The 18,407-nt window shown below is 37.8% G+C and carries 24 protein-coding genes; 6 read left to right on the top strand and 18 right to left on the bottom strand.

The window, feature by feature from the left end:
- Positions 1 to 146: 146 nt before the first annotated feature.
- The 15 genes from X953_RS20205 to X953_RS05940 form a co-directional block, all read right to left on the bottom strand.
- Positions 147 to 293, bottom strand: coding sequence for a YfzA family protein (locus tag X953_RS20205; protein WP_232217779.1), 147 nt, complete (start codon positions 291 to 293; stop codon positions 147 to 149).
- Positions 294 to 582: 289 nt separating this feature from the next.
- On the bottom strand, positions 583 to 1,335 hold the full coding sequence (locus tag X953_RS06000; RefSeq protein ID WP_052350062.1) for a PIG-L deacetylase family protein: 753 nt from the start codon (positions 1,333 to 1,335) through the stop codon (positions 583 to 585).
- 139 nt (positions 1,336 to 1,474) lie between these two features.
- A complete protein-coding gene (locus X953_RS05995) occupies positions 1,475 to 1,975 on the bottom strand; it encodes a GNAT family N-acetyltransferase (RefSeq protein ID WP_040954774.1) in 501 nt (166 codons plus the stop codon).
- A 127-nt stretch (positions 1,976 to 2,102) separates the two neighbouring features.
- The gene (locus X953_RS19745; protein WP_156958454.1) at positions 2,103 to 2,267 is read right to left on the bottom strand and encodes a hypothetical protein; all 165 of its coding nucleotides are present in this window, start codon (positions 2,265 to 2,267) and stop codon (positions 2,103 to 2,105) included.
- A 219-nt stretch (positions 2,268 to 2,486) separates the two neighbouring features.
- Positions 2,487 to 3,392 (bottom strand): alpha/beta fold hydrolase, encoded by a 906-nt coding sequence (locus X953_RS05990; RefSeq protein WP_052350061.1) that lies wholly within the window; start codon positions 3,390 to 3,392, stop codon positions 2,487 to 2,489.
- 1,159 nt (positions 3,393 to 4,551) lie between these two features.
- Positions 4,552 to 4,725: a DUF4083 domain-containing protein gene (locus X953_RS19740; RefSeq protein ID WP_156958453.1), complete on the bottom strand. Its 174-nt coding sequence runs from the start codon at positions 4,723 to 4,725 to the stop codon at positions 4,552 to 4,554.
- Between the two features lie 105 nt (positions 4,726 to 4,830).
- On the bottom strand, positions 4,831 to 5,238 hold the full coding sequence (locus tag X953_RS05975) for an HIT family protein (protein WP_040954771.1): 408 nt from the start codon (positions 5,236 to 5,238) through the stop codon (positions 4,831 to 4,833).
- A 222-nt stretch (positions 5,239 to 5,460) separates the two neighbouring features.
- Positions 5,461 to 5,670: a hypothetical protein gene (locus tag X953_RS05970; protein ID WP_040954770.1), complete on the bottom strand. Its 210-nt coding sequence runs from the start codon at positions 5,668 to 5,670 to the stop codon at positions 5,461 to 5,463.
- Between the two features lie 77 nt (positions 5,671 to 5,747).
- Positions 5,748 to 6,098 carry a DUF2200 domain-containing protein gene (locus tag X953_RS05965; RefSeq protein WP_040954769.1) on the bottom strand — a complete coding sequence of 117 codons (351 nt, stop codon included), beginning with the start codon at positions 6,096 to 6,098 and terminating at the stop codon, positions 5,748 to 5,750.
- Between the two features lie 2 nt (positions 6,099 to 6,100).
- A complete protein-coding gene (locus X953_RS05960) occupies positions 6,101 to 6,610 on the bottom strand; it encodes a hypothetical protein (RefSeq protein ID WP_052350060.1) in 510 nt (169 codons plus the stop codon).
- Positions 6,597 to 7,334 carry a DUF5694 domain-containing protein gene (locus tag X953_RS05955; protein ID WP_040954768.1) on the bottom strand — a complete coding sequence of 246 codons (738 nt, stop codon included), beginning with the start codon at positions 7,332 to 7,334 and terminating at the stop codon, positions 6,597 to 6,599. Before X953_RS05955 ends, X953_RS05960 begins: the two co-directional genes overlap by 14 nt.
- Before the next feature lie 41 nt (positions 7,335 to 7,375).
- Complete coding sequence (locus X953_RS05950; protein ID WP_040954767.1) at positions 7,376 to 7,678, bottom strand: hypothetical protein; 303 nt, start codon at positions 7,676 to 7,678, stop codon at positions 7,376 to 7,378.
- Between the two features lie 59 nt (positions 7,679 to 7,737).
- Positions 7,738 to 8,166, bottom strand: coding sequence for a hypothetical protein (locus X953_RS05945; protein WP_040954766.1), 429 nt, complete (start codon positions 8,164 to 8,166; stop codon positions 7,738 to 7,740).
- 26 nt (positions 8,167 to 8,192) lie between these two features.
- Positions 8,193 to 8,366 (bottom strand): hypothetical protein, encoded by a 174-nt coding sequence (locus X953_RS20010; RefSeq protein WP_198023319.1) that lies wholly within the window; start codon positions 8,364 to 8,366, stop codon positions 8,193 to 8,195.
- A gap of 163 nt (positions 8,367 to 8,529) precedes the next feature.
- Positions 8,530 to 8,874 carry a hypothetical protein gene (locus X953_RS05940; RefSeq protein WP_040954765.1) on the bottom strand — a complete coding sequence of 115 codons (345 nt, stop codon included), beginning with the start codon at positions 8,872 to 8,874 and terminating at the stop codon, positions 8,530 to 8,532.
- A 368-nt stretch (positions 8,875 to 9,242) separates the two neighbouring features.
- Between X953_RS05940 and X953_RS05935 the strand changes: the two genes are divergently transcribed.
- Positions 9,243 to 10,727 (top strand): MDR family MFS transporter, encoded by a 1,485-nt coding sequence (locus X953_RS05935; protein ID WP_052350059.1) that lies wholly within the window; start codon positions 9,243 to 9,245, stop codon positions 10,725 to 10,727.
- An 87-nt stretch (positions 10,728 to 10,814) separates the two neighbouring features.
- On the opposite strand, the gene X953_RS05930 is transcribed toward X953_RS05935, so the two are convergent.
- Both X953_RS05930 and X953_RS20435 read right to left on the bottom strand, forming a co-directional pair.
- Complete coding sequence (locus X953_RS05930; protein ID WP_040954764.1) at positions 10,815 to 11,321, bottom strand: hypothetical protein; 507 nt, start codon at positions 11,319 to 11,321, stop codon at positions 10,815 to 10,817.
- A 774-nt stretch (positions 11,322 to 12,095) separates the two neighbouring features.
- Positions 12,096 to 13,223 carry an SEC-C metal-binding domain-containing protein gene (locus tag X953_RS20435; RefSeq protein WP_040954763.1) on the bottom strand — a complete coding sequence of 376 codons (1,128 nt, stop codon included), beginning with the start codon at positions 13,221 to 13,223 and terminating at the stop codon, positions 12,096 to 12,098.
- 147 nt (positions 13,224 to 13,370) lie between these two features.
- Between X953_RS20435 and X953_RS05920 the strand changes: the two genes are divergently transcribed.
- From X953_RS05920 to X953_RS05895, 5 genes are all read left to right on the top strand, one after another.
- Complete coding sequence (locus X953_RS05920) at positions 13,371 to 13,706, top strand: potassium channel family protein (protein ID WP_084715632.1); 336 nt, start codon at positions 13,371 to 13,373, stop codon at positions 13,704 to 13,706.
- Positions 13,707 to 14,039: 333 nt separating this feature from the next.
- On the top strand, positions 14,040 to 15,149 hold the full coding sequence (locus tag X953_RS05910; protein WP_040954761.1) for a mandelate racemase/muconate lactonizing enzyme family protein: 1,110 nt from the start codon (positions 14,040 to 14,042) through the stop codon (positions 15,147 to 15,149).
- Positions 15,150 to 15,151: 2 nt separating this feature from the next.
- Positions 15,152 to 15,856 (top strand): hypothetical protein, encoded by a 705-nt coding sequence (locus tag X953_RS05905; RefSeq protein ID WP_084715631.1) that lies wholly within the window; start codon positions 15,152 to 15,154, stop codon positions 15,854 to 15,856.
- Between the two features lie 64 nt (positions 15,857 to 15,920).
- Complete coding sequence (locus X953_RS05900; RefSeq protein WP_040954760.1) at positions 15,921 to 17,042, top strand: M20 peptidase aminoacylase family protein; 1,122 nt, start codon at positions 15,921 to 15,923, stop codon at positions 17,040 to 17,042.
- 301 nt (positions 17,043 to 17,343) lie between these two features.
- Positions 17,344 to 17,685, top strand: coding sequence for a hypothetical protein (locus X953_RS05895; protein WP_040954759.1), 342 nt, complete (start codon positions 17,344 to 17,346; stop codon positions 17,683 to 17,685).
- A 128-nt stretch (positions 17,686 to 17,813) separates the two neighbouring features.
- Here X953_RS05895 and X953_RS05890 read toward each other — a convergent pair whose 3' ends face one another.
- Positions 17,814 to 18,347: a hypothetical protein gene (locus X953_RS05890; RefSeq protein ID WP_040954758.1), complete on the bottom strand. Its 534-nt coding sequence runs from the start codon at positions 18,345 to 18,347 to the stop codon at positions 17,814 to 17,816.
- Positions 18,348 to 18,407 lie beyond the last annotated feature (60 nt).

Genomic DNA, 18,407 nt, shown 5'->3' with positions numbered 1-18,407 from the left:
CAAATACATAAGATTTATTTACATTGTTGTTTTAACAAATAAAGGTGGCTGCATGCTCTTTGAATAAAAATTAATCTTAAGTAAACGCGCCCGGTTACAGTATAGTTTCTCGTAGCATGACACCTCTACTTAAACCAGATTCCGAGTTACCTTTGGTGATGTTTAAGGTTTCTTACCAAAAAAATATCTGTTACTGCATTTACAAGTAAAAAGATAACAAAAAGAGTTGTAGCCAAGTTAAACCATGGGAAACTATATAAGGCAACCCATTCGTTAAAAATCTTTGATTCCATTAACCAATCCGCATACCTGCCAAATCAATCTTGGCTCTAAAGATGTTCCGTCGACAATGAAAAAAATAAATTGCGTAATAAAAAATATGCTAATGGTAGTAATCCATCATTTTATTATATTTGGACGTTCTTTTTTTACGTTCTAGCATCATTTTTTCCATTCTCCTTTCTTTCCTCTATATTCTGAGACTATGCCAAGGGAGGATTAAACAGAATAGCCAGATTCTGTCTTTTTCCAGACTTGTGTCCATTATTGCAATTCCCCAGTTCCACTAAAATGTCCTTCTTATTACATATTGATAGCATCTACATTACTATACAGTAACAGAGGTGGCAATATCTTAAGGCATTCAGCATAACGGTAGCCTTCATTAGCTTGCTTGGCGTTTTGCTCAGCTTTCTTTGTAAGGTAATCAGTAATAAATCTAAGATGTTCTCCAGAAAACTGGCTCTTATGTACCTGAATTGCTCGGATTTTATCTTCCCAAAATTTATCCACATTGATAAACGTATTTGGATGTTTCGTAGTATAATAGGCCATTGCTTGAATTCGATGAGGTTTCATTACTTCCTGCAGTTGCTCAGGATAAAAACGCGGATTTCGACTCATCCTGGCGGCAAAGGATGCAACTTTTCCAGTTACAATATGGTCCATATGCGTTTCATAGTAAAGCCAAGGATCATCAGTAACAATAATATCTGGACGAACTTTTCGAATAACACTAACTAGGCTTTTCCGTAGTTCTTCGCTATCATACAAATGCCCATCAGGGAAGCCCAACCAATGAAAGTCGGTTACACCAAGTAATCTACCTGCTTCCTTCTGCTCTCTCTTTCTTGTTTCAATAACTTCCTCTGTTGATAAACTAGGATCAATAGACCCCGCCCCTCCATCGGTGATAGTAAGGTAGTGTACCTCTTTTCCTTCAGATGTAAGTTTCGCCACTACAGCACCTGCACCAATTTCATTATCATCAGGATGTGGTTGAATAAATAATGCACGTTTCATGTTATGTATACTTGGAATATCAAATGGAATCAACTTTTCACCTCATCATTTTCAATTTATTTATTCTAGTAAACTGGTCAGGTCAAGCAACATTGGTCACATTTTTGAGCGAATGCACCTCTCTAGAGCAAAACTTTCAATTGGGTTGCCCAATAAAATGAAGCCTATATTTTTAATTAGTATTAATCCAGTAAAAACAATCACCATCTTTTTTATCCCTTAACTCTCCACCATTGGACTCTATTACTTTTATAGAAGCTTTATTACTTTCATAACAAGTCAGTAATACTTGATCAATCCGTTTCTCCTTGGATTCTTGAACTAATTTTTTCAATAAAATCCTTGCATATCCTTTCCCTCTGTCCATTGGACGGATGGCATATCCAATATTCCCACCGTGTTGTAATAAATGTTGATTTAAATAGTGTCTCAGTTTTCCATAGCCTACTGGTTTTCCATCCACATATAACCAATAAATTGTTTGAGGAACAAATTGTGGTTTTAAATTAATACCCTCTGACATTTCATAGTTTCTAACCAATTTTTCTTGAAATATAGAAAAGTCCTCTGAATACAAGCTATTAGTAAAACCATTTTCCCCTTTTCCGATCTCTTGGACCATTTCAAATACATCTGTACCATCATTTGTAGTTAACTTTCGAAGTTCAACCATCTTATTCCCCCTTATTGTTCTGCCAAGTGTATATTAATAAACTCCTATTTATTCAATATAATGGCCCTAGCATGGAAATATGGGGATGTACGCCCTTCGCGGAACAATGCTCACTATTTTTCAGTCCTTATGGCGAGTTGCCCTTCAAGTTTATATGCAGATTCGCCAGTCTTGCTATGGTCATATGCGGTTCTACAACTTCACCAATAGAATTATTTTCCCATTTATTACGGAAGCCTATCAACTTCATTTTGTATTCTTCAGTAGGTACAATTCCAATGAAATACTGCAAGTAATCCACTCCCCATCCTTTCCAATACCACCCTATTCATAGCACCTATTATTCCAAAATATGTAACCTAGCGATATAAGTTTTATAGTATTCGACACCTAACTTATTCTAGATAGGCGCTTTTTTGTGGAAGACTCGATATCGAGATAATATTAAAGGCACAACATAACCGATCCTATGTTTTTACTCCCGGTTGATAAATAAAACCGTATTATTTAGTCAAAGCAATGGAATTAAAGTGTTCTCTAATATTTGTGGTTTATTTGTGATTATCGACTCCCATACATCATCTTTTTCAGTTAGAAAATGCCCACCATGTTCAATATAATGCGTTTCAACATTTAATAACCTTTGCTCCATAGTCTTCACTTCACTTACAGGAGATAAAGTATCATTTTCACCGTGCCATATTTTTATAGGAGTTTTAATCTCTTCTAATTTAAATTCCCAGTCTCTTGCTAGTAATTTAGATTCATATATAACTTCATTAACTCCTTGGCGATATGCTTCTTTAGAGTGAACAACTCCATTTTCTAATACTTCTTCGTCTAATAAGATTTCATTATCCCACTCTGATAAATGGCTCCCACCTTTTTTTAATGTTGCTTTATATTTTTCTGGATTTTTATCAATTAACCTTTTTTGAGTTTTGTTTACTAACTTTAATAACCAGGGGAAGTAATTAGTAAGGAAAAAAGCTAAACGATTTTCCTTTGACATTGCTTTTGAAGGTTTGCCATCTACAAATGGAGTAGCTGTTGAAACAAGAATACATAACTTAACTTTGTGAGTTAAGCAATGCGAAACAGCAGATGCATAAGCACCTCCTCCTGAAACACCTAAAACCGAAAATTTATCTAATTCCAAATAATCGGCAAGTTCTTCTATATCTGATGAATATTCTAGAATTTTACGATTAACTTTTTTATCTGATAAACCATAACCAGGTCGGTCAGTAGCAATTAATAACACCCCTAGTCTTTGTGCTATGTAATCATCTTCTAAAAACCAAATTCTCGAACCTGGAGTGCCGTGAAATAAGAAAAGTGGAATACCTTTTTTATCCCCATAGACCGAAAAACCTAATTTTCTACCGTCAGATAAAGTCATTATGTTTTCTTGCAATAAATCACCTCCCTTTGAAATCAAAAAAAATCTATGAGTGGAAGCAGACTAATAATAATCATTTCAAATTTCCATTATTTCCACAATAAGTTAATCAAGAAAATGGCCCATTTGAGGCACAGCCCTTATTCCGCAACTGCGCCCGATTCTTGAATACTACTTAACAAATACTTCTTGATTTTCAAATACCTGTCTTCTTGTATAATGTCGAATCGAAAAACCATAGATCGTAAATAACAGCAATACCAATACCCATATAGCGTCTCTATACGTTTCATATGGTATTTTCGCTATAATACGGTGATAAAGTTCCAAGACAAGCCAGCCAACAGGAAATACAGGAAGGCATATTTAGCTGATTTGGCTAATATTATTTTCCCTTTTTCATTTGTGGAATTATCGCTTTTAGAAAATTTGATATGCATAGCAAGTGCATATATAAAAAATGGAATTATCAATGCGCCTATAATAAGCATTTATGATCGGATCCCCTTAAAATAATTTAAGCATTAGTTCCTCTTTTTTCTGTTATATGTCCTTATATGCGACGCTGGCGCGAATTCTTATTAGTGATCGCGCACTTTCCTGGAACAGTCACTTTCTGCTTTTAGCTGGTATTGAGGTAAAACTTTCATTATCTGACTTTAAAACTAATTAAGTTCATAACTTTAATTTTTGATTCAGTGGCCTAGTGATTCTAAGTAGCATCCAAATCAAATTCTCTGTTTTGTCGTTGAATCATCAAGCTATAGTTTGAAAAGCAATATACGCATTTAACTTATTCCTCTCACCCTAATAGAAGATAAATTAAAACCAGAGCAATTGCACTTAACCCATACAAAGTGATTTTTTGCCCTAAATTACTTTTGTGATAAAGAAATACGAATAAAAAATATATAACGGTTGCTGCAAAATAGAATACCAAACCAGAAATAATCTTCTCTTTACTGTAATCGCGAGCATAAGCTACAAAATATACGATTACTAACAGTATTGATCCAAAGCCAATTATATTTAAAAGTCTATATGTATTCATTTCTCACCTATTTTCTTCTTCACTCCATTCGTTTTTGGTAATCTCCAGAATTACTGAATCAGAGAAACCTTTTTAAAATTTCCATGATAAATAACTACCAAAAAGTTTCATATATCAAGAAAATCAATGATCCTTCTTACCTTCACTTAGCCCATCTAATTTCTTTTCGATTCGATTCATCTGGTTTGCTCGTTTTAACCATGTACGAATGGCATATATGATAAATGCAGTAATTACTACCAGTATCACTAGAAATCCAAACTGAATTAGTACATCTCCCCATACGATTTCATTCATTAGAAAGCCCCCAAAATCTATTAATTTGTTTAAACACTTCTAAATAGAACGGTACTTCTTTATTTAGTTAGTGGCTGGCCATACTTTTCGAACTCGATAAACAAGCTACTTCCCAGTTTTTCTCTGATTTGCTTCTCCTTTAAACATATACCGGATTCCTTTTCCGGCAAGCGGCTCATCTTTGTATCGTGGTAAAACATGAAAATGGGCATGGAAAATATGTTGGCCACCGACTTCCCCACAATTCCAGCCAAGATTGTATCCATCAGGGTGATGCTTCTTATCAATGTATTGTTTAACTTCTTGAAGTAAGCGGTATGTGGCATTCCATTCTTCCTCTGTTAAATCAAATGCAGTTACCCGATGTTTTTTGGGTACAATTATTCCTGCTCCTTCTAAGTTAATTCCTTTTATCTGTGAGCTTTCCAGCTGTAAAAACAGGCAGTGATCATTGCTAAAAACGATGTTTTGACTTGGTTCTAATTCCGGCTTGCAGAATACACAATTGTCCATGTTTAATCTCCTTAAATACAATCAAAATTACTTTGCTTCATCATCCTGATCTTTCTCTCTAAGTGTTTTTACATAGGCCAAAAAAAGGATTAGGAAAGTGATACCCATAACGGTCGCTACCGTGATTAAAAAATCCAATACCGGGCCTCCTTTTAATAAAAATGTACAAATCTACTTTTCCGTTGCTGTTAAACTACAAGCGTTGCGCTGTACTTCCTATAATCAAAATCTAAAAGTTAGTTGCAAGATAGTTACCCATATTAATGGGGAAATGATAAATATGATTAAGAAGCCTGTAAGCATAAATTTTACATATTGATTTCGATTTTCTCCTTTTCTCAATTCCCAAAGACCTAGTGAAATAAAAATCAAACCAAGCATAACAGTAACTAAAACAGAGATTGTTGGAAGAAATGCAATTAATATTCCCATTAAAATGCCTCCTAAGGTTGGCTAACGCATTTTTACGTCTTACTAATTCATTGTAATTTCCAATGTTCTACTGGTTTTTACTTTCGTAATATTTTATCCATTGATTTGCCTTTTGCTAATTCATCGACCAACTTATCCAAATAGCGGATCTCCTGCATGGTTGGTTCTTCGATATCCTCCACACGCACACCACAAATTACACCTTTGATTGCTTCTCGGGAAGGGTTTAAGGCAGGAGCTTCAGCAAAAAAGGTCTCAAAGTCCGTCTCGTTTTCTAACAAGATCTTCAATTGTTCCTGACTGTAACCTGTCAGCCATTGTATAATTTCATCGACTTCTGATTTAGTTCTTCCTTTTCTTTCTGCCTTGTTAATATAATGTGGATATACGTTAGCTACTGGCATCGTATAAATTTTATGTTTTGTCATTATTAGTCCTCCTTCTTTTTTTCTGTTCCACTGGCTTGCTGTTTCTCTTTTACTCTAATTTTCGAAACCAATAAAGATACATGAAAATAGATAATTGCTGCTGCTAATCCCAATATAGCAAGTGGTAAAACTTCTTCTTTGCTGAGAGTGCCTCCCGAAAACAAACTAAGTACAAAGCCAGCAAGAACGCCTGCCAAGGAATATAAACCCAACTGGATAAAGTACTTCTTCCAAACATAACGCTTCACGAGCCGACGTACTAGCCTATCAATAATAATGGATGCAGGTAACCCTACTAGAAAGTACACAGGTCCCGAATAGATAACGACAAATAGAAATGTTTCTAAAAAGCCAAAATAGTAAACATTTGGTTCACGTTGGGAACTTGGTACATATGATATTGCAGAAAACAATGTGGCAAAAACAATAATTGCTAGAATTGTTGTCAGCAGTCTCTTCTTAACCTTTATCCATACACGAAAATAGACCGCTTCATTACTAAATATACTCATTTGCTGGCACCACCTCATATAAACCGCTTTCTTTAAGAAATTGGGATAGGAGATGAACATGTGCTGACCCTATGATTAATAGGGTACGCTCAGATGATTCTTTTGTAAGCTCTGCTATATTGGAATAGATGGTCAGATTTCGTTGATACCACCAGCTTAACCAGTCCATTCCTATATATTCCGTATGCTTCTGCAATCGACCAATCGCCAAATACATTTCATGATCGAGTTTGATTCTTGCAGGATCATTACACAGTTGAATCAATTTTAATATATTCGCTTCAGCTGGAAATTCTAATTTTGGGCGATAGTATTCATTCAATTGCTGATAAAGTTCAGGATTTTCGGTTTGGCCCCATTCAAAAACGGATCCTAAATCAAGATTACTACCACTCCCCATCCAATCGACTGCGTAGACGTTCTTATGATGTAATTCAGCCGCTGCTCTAAACCCAAATTGATGCACTTCATTTACTTCCAGAGCCAATTCCCCTTGTAAAAATTGGTGATACTCCTTACTTAAAGCATCTTGTTTTTCCTTTACTACTTCCACCGCAATTTTTGTTGGATTGAATTTTTGAATAGCCTTTAGAACTTCTTTTATTTCATTCTCTCTTTCCTCATTTGAGATGGTGGAAAGATCAACACCCTCTAAATCGGGTGTTTGTCGCATATGAAACGTTCCTAAAATCATTACTTCTGGCTTTGAGTTTTCCTTAACCAAACAATTCCTCCCATTCTTTCGGGTGCGGTTTCGTTATGTACTTACTTTGCTGTTTTGATGTAGACGATAGCGTTTAGTAAAACAGTAATACTCAGCAACACGACTGAGGCGAAAACAACGGCTCCTGTAGTATCCAAAAGTGCAGCCCAGTCTTGTATTTTTACTAGATGGTAGTTATAAATAAGTTGAAAACAAAGAGCTAAAGCACAGGCGGTAATGCTGAGGATTGAAAATACCAGCCTCTTTTTCACTTTCGTTTTGTCGTAGCTTAACAAGCTAATTACTGGGAGAACCCATGCAACGATTCCTAGTATCAGGCTCCCGACATTCAATAATCCCATCATGTATTTTTCTCCTATCTCCTATTTTTCAGCATAGCGTTATAGTCATCATGCTCAATTTATTATCTTTCCAGAATGCTATAATCCTTTGTTTTTTCTACAGCTACCTGGTTTTCTTCAGCAAATGCAAGTAAGTGATCATATCCCGTTTTTGGCTCTAGAACGGCTAATCGTATGTTTAACCCATTATTTATTTTTATGATGGCTGCTTTTGTTGCCCAGCTTACACGAATAAATTTCAATCGCTCGATTTGATTGGGATAGATGTGCTTCTCCCACACCCTTATTTTCATAAAGCTAATTTTGTAGATTAATTGATCTTCATTAATTTTGAAATGGAAGTGAAACGATCCCAGAATAACGGCTGACAATAAAAATACGAATAGCAACAAATAGGAAAAATCGTAATAGTCTGTAACAACATTCCAGCTTATTACAAGAAAAACGATTATTAACATACGAAGCCTTTGATGATCTAATTTATACTCCATTTGCCTCCCTCCTCTCCCTTATGTAATCACTTCTGCGGGAAAAGCTTATTACCTAGCAATCCGCCAATAAAAGCCGCTCCTCCCGCAACGAAAATCGTTATTAGGCAAGGAGGGTTTTTAACCAAACTTTCCATTACAAACATCACTATTCCCACAAAAACCCCCGTAAACAATGCCCAATCGAGACGTTCAAACCACATACTTCCCCTCCAATGTTTCTAAATCATGTTCTCCTCGTCTTTTCATACGTTTCGTTCTATGGTAGGTTTCAATTAAATACCTAATAATTCCAATTTCAGACTTATTGTATCATACTATTCTGTAAATGAATGGATGATTTACGTTAGAAAGGGCAACTAAGCATTAACTATTCCCCTTGTGAAAATCTATTTCAATTTCCAGATCCTTTCCAAGTGAGTCACCACTTCTATTAACAGGTGCATCAATAAGTAACGTTGCGTTTTTCAATTCTTTTGCAGTCGTTTTTTTTAACAGAAAAGTAAATTGACGAAGATGACTATCCATGCCAGTTTCTTGTGTGTTCTTTAATGTAGAAATGTTAATGACACTACTCATAAACTGGTTTGGTTGACTAATCAGTTCTCCAGTATTTGTCTTGAGATGTAGATGTTTTTCATTATTGAATAAGATATTATCGTTAACTTTTTTATTTAATTTAAATCGGACATGAACATCAACTATTTCCATTGGGTTGTCGATCGTATCGTCACTTGTTCTGAATTCTGTTGTTATACGTCCCTGAACTGTTTCTGCAGATTACTTTTATTATTCAAGGTGTTGTGATTACACGATTAAAAAGGAAGATGTAAATAATTCACTCCAGCTTTTTAACTCCGTGAATCCACATTCTCTCTTATCAGCAAAAATAAATGGTTGCTTTTCACAATACCTTTTCATTCCCTTCGTGGATAAAATCCTTTATAATTATCTGGATAAAATAATTTGTTCTCTGCAATAATTAGAGGAGAGGAGCACGTGGTATTTGCACCTCTCCTTTAGTATCTGTTTTAGCCTTTCGGAGAGCGGTTTTTAATATATATGGAGAGGGTTTTTGGATGAAGGATGATCATACACCGAAAAAGTACGAATATTTATCAGAAGATCCCAATGTAAAAACATTGCCGATTATGCTTTCGTTAATTATTGGTGCTTTTTTTGCAATACTAAATGAGACGTTGTTAAATATTGCGCTAACAACATTAATGGAGGAATTCCATATTTCATTACCTACCGTGCAATGGATGGCGACTGGTTTTATGTTGGTAATGGGAATTGTTATACCAGTGTCTGCCTTGTTGCTACAGTGGTTCACCACCCGCCAGCTTTTCCTGGGGACGATGACTGTTTTTTCTATCGGGACAGCGATTAGTGCCATGGCGCCCAGCTTTTCCATTCTTTTGGTTGGTCGGTTAATCCAAGCTTTAGGAACAGGTTTACTCATGCCAATTATTTTTAATGTATTCTTATTAATCTATCCTCCACATAAACGGGGAAAAATCATGGGAATCGTTGGCCTTGTGATCATGTTTGCTCCTGCGATTGGTCCGACTTTATCTGGGGTGATTGTGGAATACTTAGGCTGGCGTTTCTTATTTATTACCGTGCTGCCATTCGCAGTTTTTTCAATTGCATTTGCTTACAAGTTCTTAATTAATGTCTCTGAAGTGACTAAGCCGAAAATAGATGTTCTTTCTTTAGTATTTTCTACGATCGGTTTCGGTTCAATTATTTATGGCTTTAGTGCTGCCGGAGAAAGTGATGCAGGATTTCTTAGCCCTGGGGTGCTAATCCCGATTATCTTAGGAATTCTGGGTATTGTTTTATTTTCGATAAGACAACTTAAATTGAAAGAGCCTGTGATGGATTTAAGGGTGTTCAAATATCCAATGTATGCCCATGCGGTTATTATGTTTTTGATTATTATCATGTCCATGTTCGCTTCTGAAATTATTTTGCCAATCTATATGCAGGGACCGCTTGCGTTAACTGCTGCTACTGCTGGCTTGATCTTGTTGCCAGGTAGTATATTGAATGGGATCATGTCACCATTTATGGGGCATTTATTTGATAAGTTCGGACCGCGATGGTTGATGATTCCAGCAACTTTCGTATTGAGCGGTACCGTGTTTATGTTTAGCCGGTTAGATGTGGATACACCGATATGGGTGGTCATTACCGGGTATATTCTGTTGATGCTTTCTGTTTCCGCCATCATGATGCCTGCGGAAACGAATGGATTAAACCAATTGCCAAAGCATCTGTATCCACACGGAACTGCGGTAATGACAACATTGCAGCCAGTCGCAGGCGCCATTGGTGTTTCTGTATTTATAAGCATCATGAACGCAAGGCAGCTGCACTTCTTGGGGCAAGCAAGTAATCCGCAAGATCCTGCAACCATTAATCAGGCGATGGTTGCTGGTGTCGAGTTGGTCTACTTCATCGCGTTTGCCATTTCAATTCTTGCTGTCATTCTGGCATTTGTCGTATATCGGGCCGTCCCGCCTAAGCAAGAGGAAGAGCTGCAAGAAGAAGGTTAACTGGTTTTCATGAGAAGGTTACAGCTAAAAAAGCCCCCCTATGCATGACATGGGTGGGTCTTTTTTATTCGATATCATTAAGCAATGTTAATTTTCCTTCTGTTTATTTTTTCTCAGCTTAAATAAAAGCTCCAACACAAGAATAATGGTCGCTACTCCTCCCCCAATGACAAAGCTGCTTGTCTGATCTAAACCAATAAACAAGCCAATGAAGTAAAAAGCCCCTACTCGAGTCAGCAATACGATGGCGTGATCGAAACCATTTTTTCCAACAAGATATTTTACAATCGCTTCTATGATACTATCAATTGTAAATAGGTAGACAAGCACTCCAATAGAAAAGAAAATGATATCAGTGATGTTTACATGAAGGCTAAACACCCTATCCACCACATTCGCAGAACCCACGAGAGCAAATAAGATAATCGCAAATAGGGCTGTTGGTGCCAATGCAAGTAATGCGGAAACAACAGTAACCATGACTAGCCCCATATGCTCTTCCCCTGTTTCATTTTTGTTGCTACGGTAAATGAAGATAAACATTAACAAAAAGGTTACTGTGTATAGAATAAATAACGTCTGTACAATGGGCATTATAATCATCCTTTTAAGCATTCAATCTTAGTTCAGTATTTTAAAATTTAGTAAACTAGTTGTATTTTCTTTACGAATTACCACAGAAAAAGTTTCAGAAATATATAAAGATATTTATTTATTCTACTGCTGGCCAAAGCCTCGTTCACTTACTATACCAACATCAACCTACAGTTGATTTAATCGCAGAAATACTTATTGCATCGTTGATCGCTACAGGCTTATGGTGGTTAATGGATATGAAACCTTCTGAGAAGAAGGAAGAGTATGAGTGAAGCTGGGTGATAATCTAGTTTTATTAAGGCTCGCTTATCGAATTTAATAGAAACTTGACTGTGCCTGAATTTTTATTAGACAGTTTTCATACCGAACAGCGCTATTTTGTCTATTAGACCGCTTCTATTAGACAGTTTTCATACGGATCAGCGCTAGTCTGTCCATTAGACCGCTTCTATTAGACAGTTTTCATACGGATCAGCGCTAGTCTGTCCATTAGACCGCTTCTATTAGACAGTTTTCATACGGATCAGCGCTAGTCTGTCCATTAGACCGCTTCTATTAGACAGTTTTCATACGAATCAGTGTTATTCTGTCCATTAGACCGCTTCTATTAGACAGTTTTCATACGGATCAGCGCTATTCTGTCCATTAGACCGCTTCTATTGGACAGTTTTGATACCGAACAGCGCTGTTTTGTCCATTAGATAGCTACCCCGCCGCACAACCATCTACTCCACAAAAAAAAGAACGGACAGTCCAAGCCTGTCCACTCCCTTAATTCAAACAACATTTTTTATATTTTTTTCCACTTCCACAAGGGCATGGATCATTTCTACCTACTTTCACCTTAGCTTCCGCTGGATTTGAAGTACCTTCATAATTAGGTAATTGGCGTAGAATTGATCTGTCAACATGTGACAATTCAATTGGCATGTGCCCCTTCAAATCCCATTGCCTTGTGTGATTCATGAGCCGAGATACTTTGTCAATCATTGCTTGCAATTGTTTTTTGCTATCAGCTTCGAAAATATCGTTGAAATAGTGTATAACCTCATTAGGGCCTATGCCTTCCTGAATAAAATCTACTCCATCTGCAACAATCGATTCAGCTTCTTCTCTATCCACTTCGTAATTTTTTAAAATAAATGTTACCAACTGCTTGTACATTTCGTTTTTTTCTACATATCCTGGCTCTGCTGCTTGCAAAACCTGCTTTTTTGTAAATGGATAATAGGGGACGTCTTTTCTCTTTTTGTGCTCTCGTATTACACTTTCCGGGTCCTCTACTCTCCAATAGGAGAATCCGGCTGCACTAAACGAAATCTCATCATGATATTTGTTAGCATCAAAAATAACCTCAAGGTAGTCCTGGATATTAATTGATTCACCTGTATACTCTGTTAGCTTTTCAGCAAGATGATCAATTTTCATTGTCCCATAAAAATAGAGTAGCCCCTGGGTAAGCTGGATCCATTCTGTATTTCTTTTTATAGCTGCTTTTATTTGCAAGTTTGTTTGTAATGATTTTATTTGCTCAACTATTTCTGTTGGCACAGCGAGTATCTTTTTACCATTATTCTTTCCGGTAAAGATAAATCCAGTAGAGCGCAAATAACTATACTGCTCAGGTTCCAGTTCAGGAGCGGGAATGAAACCACCATTTTTGGCTATTTTTTGTAATAGCTGAAATCGGTCCTCATCCCAAATCAGACAAACCTTCTCTATCCTTTCTGGAATTGTTTCTTCCAACAAGTCTATAAGCTCAGCCTTCTTTAAGCTGCTTGCATTTTTTATATCCAAAAACTTTCTTATTTCTGTAAGTTCATCTTTCGAATATGTAACAAGTATATCCCTTAATGTTTGTTTAATACTTATTTCTTTCCACTGCTTATTTCCGTTCATAACTACCACCTCAATTACTGATCTACCTGTTATTATACATGAATTAGTTGATATTTTACAGTTAGGGCGTGTGTGGATAGCTAGGTACGAAGCTATTTCAAAGTCCGTTTATGGGAACATAAGATAAAAATACAAGGGGGTTTTTGATTGATTTCCTTCTTTATAACCTTAAAGCGTTTATTATTAGCTACCTTAGCGATCATATTATTATCAGGGACGCTGTTCTACAGTCGAATCGAAGGCTGGTCTTTCTTAGACGCCTTCTATTATGCATTTGTCAGCTTGATTCCAACAAGTGTAACGACCGGGTTGATCCCAGAAGCTACCATTAGTAAATGGTTTACGATGATCTACCTTGTTGTCGGTGTTGGTGTGATGCTGATGATTATTGTGATGATCGGATTTGCTGTCGTGAAATTTGAACTATCAGAAGAGAAGAAAGCTGAATTGAAAGAGTCGAATCGAGCTAGAAAGAGAGACTAATAGTTGCTTGAGAGGGATGCGCTTTCGTTTGAGTGTGTGACTCTCTCATTTGGATGCGCGGCGCTCTCATCTGGACGTGCGGTTCTCTCATTTGAGTGCGCCTTTCTCTCATCTGAGCAGGTGCCCCTCTCATTTGAGCGCGCGCTCTCTCATTGCTGCACTCGCTCCTACCACCTTTCCCCCATTCCTCCACCTCTATCAAATCCCCCCTTAAAAATTATACTAGTTTTCATTCCTTTCCATTGACACTTGCTAATTTATTCATTCATATTTAACCTATAAGAATACGCTCCAGCTTCAGGGTGATGCTGGGTAGAAATGAAGGTGATTTATATGAAAATACATAGCATAGAAGTTTTTGTAGTTGAATTCCCATTAATTGAACCTTTTGTTATCAGCTATGCCTCTTATGACAGTATGCCCTCTGTAATTGTTAAGCTAACGACAGAGGATGGTTGGGTAGGTTATGGGGAAGGGGTTGCTGATGAACATGTAACAGGAGAATCAGTGGAAAGTGTATTTCAGATTATAACAAAGACACTTGCTCCACAACTAATTGGGCAGAACCCGATGAATTTGGAAAAAATACATGATGTGATGAACAAAGCTATTTTAGGTGCTCCAACCGCGAAGGCTGCAATTGATATTGCCTGCTATGATGTTGTGGGAAAAGCACTACATGTGCCTGCATATGTGTTGCTTGGTGGCCGTTATCATGAAAAATTTCCTGTCACACATGTGTTAAGCATTGATACACCAGAAAAAATGGCAGCCAGTGCAGAAGACCGTGTCGCCAAAGGATACACTTCTTTTAAAATGAAGGTCGGCTATGACGTTGCAGACGATGTTGCCCGCATCCAGGCGGTGAGCGCCCGTGTTGGTAACAAGGCTGCGATTCGAGTAGATGTGAACCAAGGGTGGCAATCGGCAGCTAAGACCCTACAAGCACTTGATGCCTTGAAAAATGTAGCATTGGATTGGCTCGAGCAGCCGGTAGTTGCTGTTGACATCGATGCACTCGCAGAAGTAAAAGCAAAATCCTCCACTCCGATCATGGCAGATGAAGCCCTTGTCGGTTTTAAACAGATGCGGGAAATTATTGCAAAACGAGCAGCTGATAAAGTGAATATTAAGCTGATGAAATGTGGTGGCATGTACCCTGCTGCTAAGCTTGCCGCCATGGCAGAAATGGCTGGTATTGATTGCCAGGTTGGTTCCATGGTAGAATCCTCTGTTGGTTCTGCTGCAGGTTTTCATGTAGCCTTTTCCAAAAAATCAATTAGCAGTGTTGAGCTGACTGGACCATTAAAATTTTCCAAAGATATTGGTAACCTGCATTACGATGTACCTTTTATCCAATTAAACGAAAAAGCCGGCCTTGGTATTGATGTGAACGAGGATGTTTTACATGCATTAACTATCTATTCCAAGGAGGTAAGATAATTGTGGAACAACCGAATATTGAAAAAGGAATGCTGCGATTAAGCATGGAACCATTTGAAATCCGTTCTCTAGAAATGAATAACCTGGAGGAAATTTTGCAGCTTCAGGAAGTAGTTAGACAAGCTGTAGCACAATCAGAGTCAGATTCCCTTCAACCTTTAACCAGTGAGGAATTTGAAAATATTTTGACTGGAAATGGTTTTATGATTGGTACCTATGTAAACGAGACCTTGATTGCCTTCCGTGCTATGCTTGTGCCGCCATTGGACGATCCCGAGCATCTTGGTGCAGATGCTGGTCTTACAGATGAGGCAAAACGTTCGATGATGTACTCGGAAATCACTGTGGTTCATCCAGATTTTCGCGGAAATGGCCTGCAGACGCATATGGGGAAGATCGTTTTGGAAAAAGTGGATAAGACTCGTTTTCGGTATGTTGCGACAACCGTCGCCCCATTCAACATCCCGAGTTTAAAGGACAAGCTCGCTTTGGGAATGGACATCATTGCTTTAAAGGAAAAATATAATGGAAAGCTGCGATATGTGCTTTTCCGGGATTTTGAGGCAAAAAGAAGCACACCAGCCATGCAAACAAAAACCGTTGGCATGGACCAAACAGAAGTACAACAGCAATTACTCCGTGAAGGATACCGCGGTATTTCCATTCAATCCACCGATGAAAAAGTTGAAGTGACCTATTCGAAATAGAGCGCTTTGGAGGAAATTTTTCATAGAATAAAATATTAACATACAGAGGAAGGCGTGGATCAGAATGAGTAAGCTTCAAGAGCGTGTGACAAACACGTTTCATTACTTGCATGAGCATGCGGAGATAAGCTGGGAAGAGACGGAAACTACGAAGTATATTGCCTCCATTTTAAGGGATCATGGGTGTAATGTAACGACCTTTGATGATTGTACAGGTGTTATTGGTGAATATGGAAATTTTAATACTAATCTCCCCGTTGTCGCCATCCGCGCCGATATGGATGCATTATGGCAAGAAGTGAACGGTAAATTCCAGGCAAACCATTCGTGCGGACATGATGCACATATGGCGATGGTGCTTGGCTTATTGTGGAAGTTGGAGGAAAATCCATCACTAAAAAGTAACATCGCCATCAAGTTTATTTTTCAACCTGCGGAAGAAAAGGGTGCCGGAGCACTAAAAATGGTGGAAAAAGGTGGACTCGACCGGGTGGATTACTTATTCGGGATTCATCTTCGGCCATATGAAGAAACTGCGATGGGACACGCAACCCCTGTCATTATCCATGGAGCCACAACTGTATATAAGGAAGAAATTTGCGGACATGACGCTCACGCAGCAAGGCCTCATTTAAATGTTAACGCCATTGAAGTGATTGCAGAAATTGTCAACTTACTTAGTAACATCCATCTAAACCCGCGTATTCCCCATTCGGTAAAAATGACAAATGTTCGCGCTGGAGGTAAGAGTACAAACATTATCCCAGGGCGCGCCACTTTTGCGATTGACATGCGAGCACAGGATAATCAGGTCATGGATGAACTGGAGAAGAAAGTCGAAGAAATACTTGAGGCAATGAATCGGCTTTATAATGTAAAGGTAGCTATTACACATAAGGAAAAAATCCCTGCAGCTGAAACAAATGAGGAAGCCATTCAGATTATGGAAAAAGCTGCTGCTTCTGTATTAGGAAGAGAGTATGTGGACCCCCCACTTGTTACACCAGGTGGCGATGACTTTCATTTTTATACCATTAAACGCCCGGACTTAAAAGCAACCATGCTCGGCCTGGGATGTGACCTAAAGCCAGGTCTTCATCACCCCAACATGACATTTGATGAGAATGCACTAATGAACGGTGTAGCTATTTTGTATGCAGCTGTAAAGGAAGTTTATGGGGTTTAGGTGGGTGAGGTTCTCATATTAGTGCTGGGCCTCTCATATTGGTGCTTGGCTCTCTCATTTGAGTGGGCGGCTCTCTCATATCGGCGCGGGGCTCTCTCATTTGAGCCGTCGCTCTCTCATTTGAGCGAGTGAGTCTCTCATTTGAGTGTGCGGCTCTCTCATATCGACGTGAGGCTCTCTCATTTGGAGCCGCCGTGTCTCATATCGGCATGTGGCTCTCTCGTTTGAGTGGGCGGACCAATTATGGATATAATAAGATTATTAAACTAGAAATAGCACCAAGATGCTTGGAGGTATACCAATGGAAGAAGCAGTATCACTTAGTTCATTAAAAGTTTTAGTTGAAAAAAAAATGAAAAAGAAAACCCTGATCAAGGTCATGTGGAATCATGAGGAGAAAATTACTTTACTCATTACACCAAATATGAAAATCAACTCATTTATTTATGATCAAAAAGAAGGTTATTTATTTTATGATTTAGAAGGAAAGGTAATCGACCGGAATATTCCATGTGTTTTACCTGAGTCAGTAATGGCTAACGGGAAAGTTTTGCTGAACTCGAAACTACAGATTAACCATCAGCCAATAACAAACGAAGATAAGACTTTTTTAATTAATGAGGAAAAGGAAAATGATTTCTGATAACGAACATTATCCGGCCAAGTTCCTGTTTAAATAAAGTTTAATAATCACAGTACATTACTGTTTTCAGTAGGAAATCCTATACTGTTTATAATTAGTTTTTTATTTTTAAAAATAATAACTACTTTTTATGCCTTCCGTGGCCAAATGAAATAGCTCATGGAAATGACATTATCTATAATTACGATAATTCCCCAAACTTTAAGGGTTGCCCAAAGCTCTGTTGTATCAACATCAGTACCAATATAATAGATCATGAACAGCAGCATTGCTCCTCCAATCATGTATGCCAGCACATGCTGCAATGACCCTTTCATGCTGAGCTTGGCATAATCCATACCAATTCTTCTTTTTGGCTTCGGCCCTTCTCGCTTCACATAGTAAAGAAATCGTTCGTCAGCCCAGCGAATCATACTTTTTCCGTAAACGACGGAAATAGCAATATAAAGCGGTGCGATACTATGCGCGATGGTAGGTACAGCGCCCCGATATATATCAATCCCGGTTACGATAAACAGCACCACATCAACCAATGGTGTCATAGCTAGCAACAGGAGACCTGCTTTTTTCTGATTAAAAATATATCTTGTTACTAATCCTGCAATGATAAAAACCCAGAAACTAATTTCACAAACAACAATCAGCCATGCTACCAAGTTCACTTTCTAACCTGCCTCTCAGAAAATAATTTGTACATTCAAAATAGTATGTATCCCTTTCCA

The organism is Virgibacillus sp. SK37 (assembly GCF_000725285.1).
Lineage (GTDB): Bacteria > Bacillota > Bacilli > Bacillales > Amphibacillaceae > Virgibacillus_Q.
The sequence above is the reverse complement of the archived record's forward strand: the minus strand, read 5'-3'. Positions and strand labels throughout refer to the sequence as shown.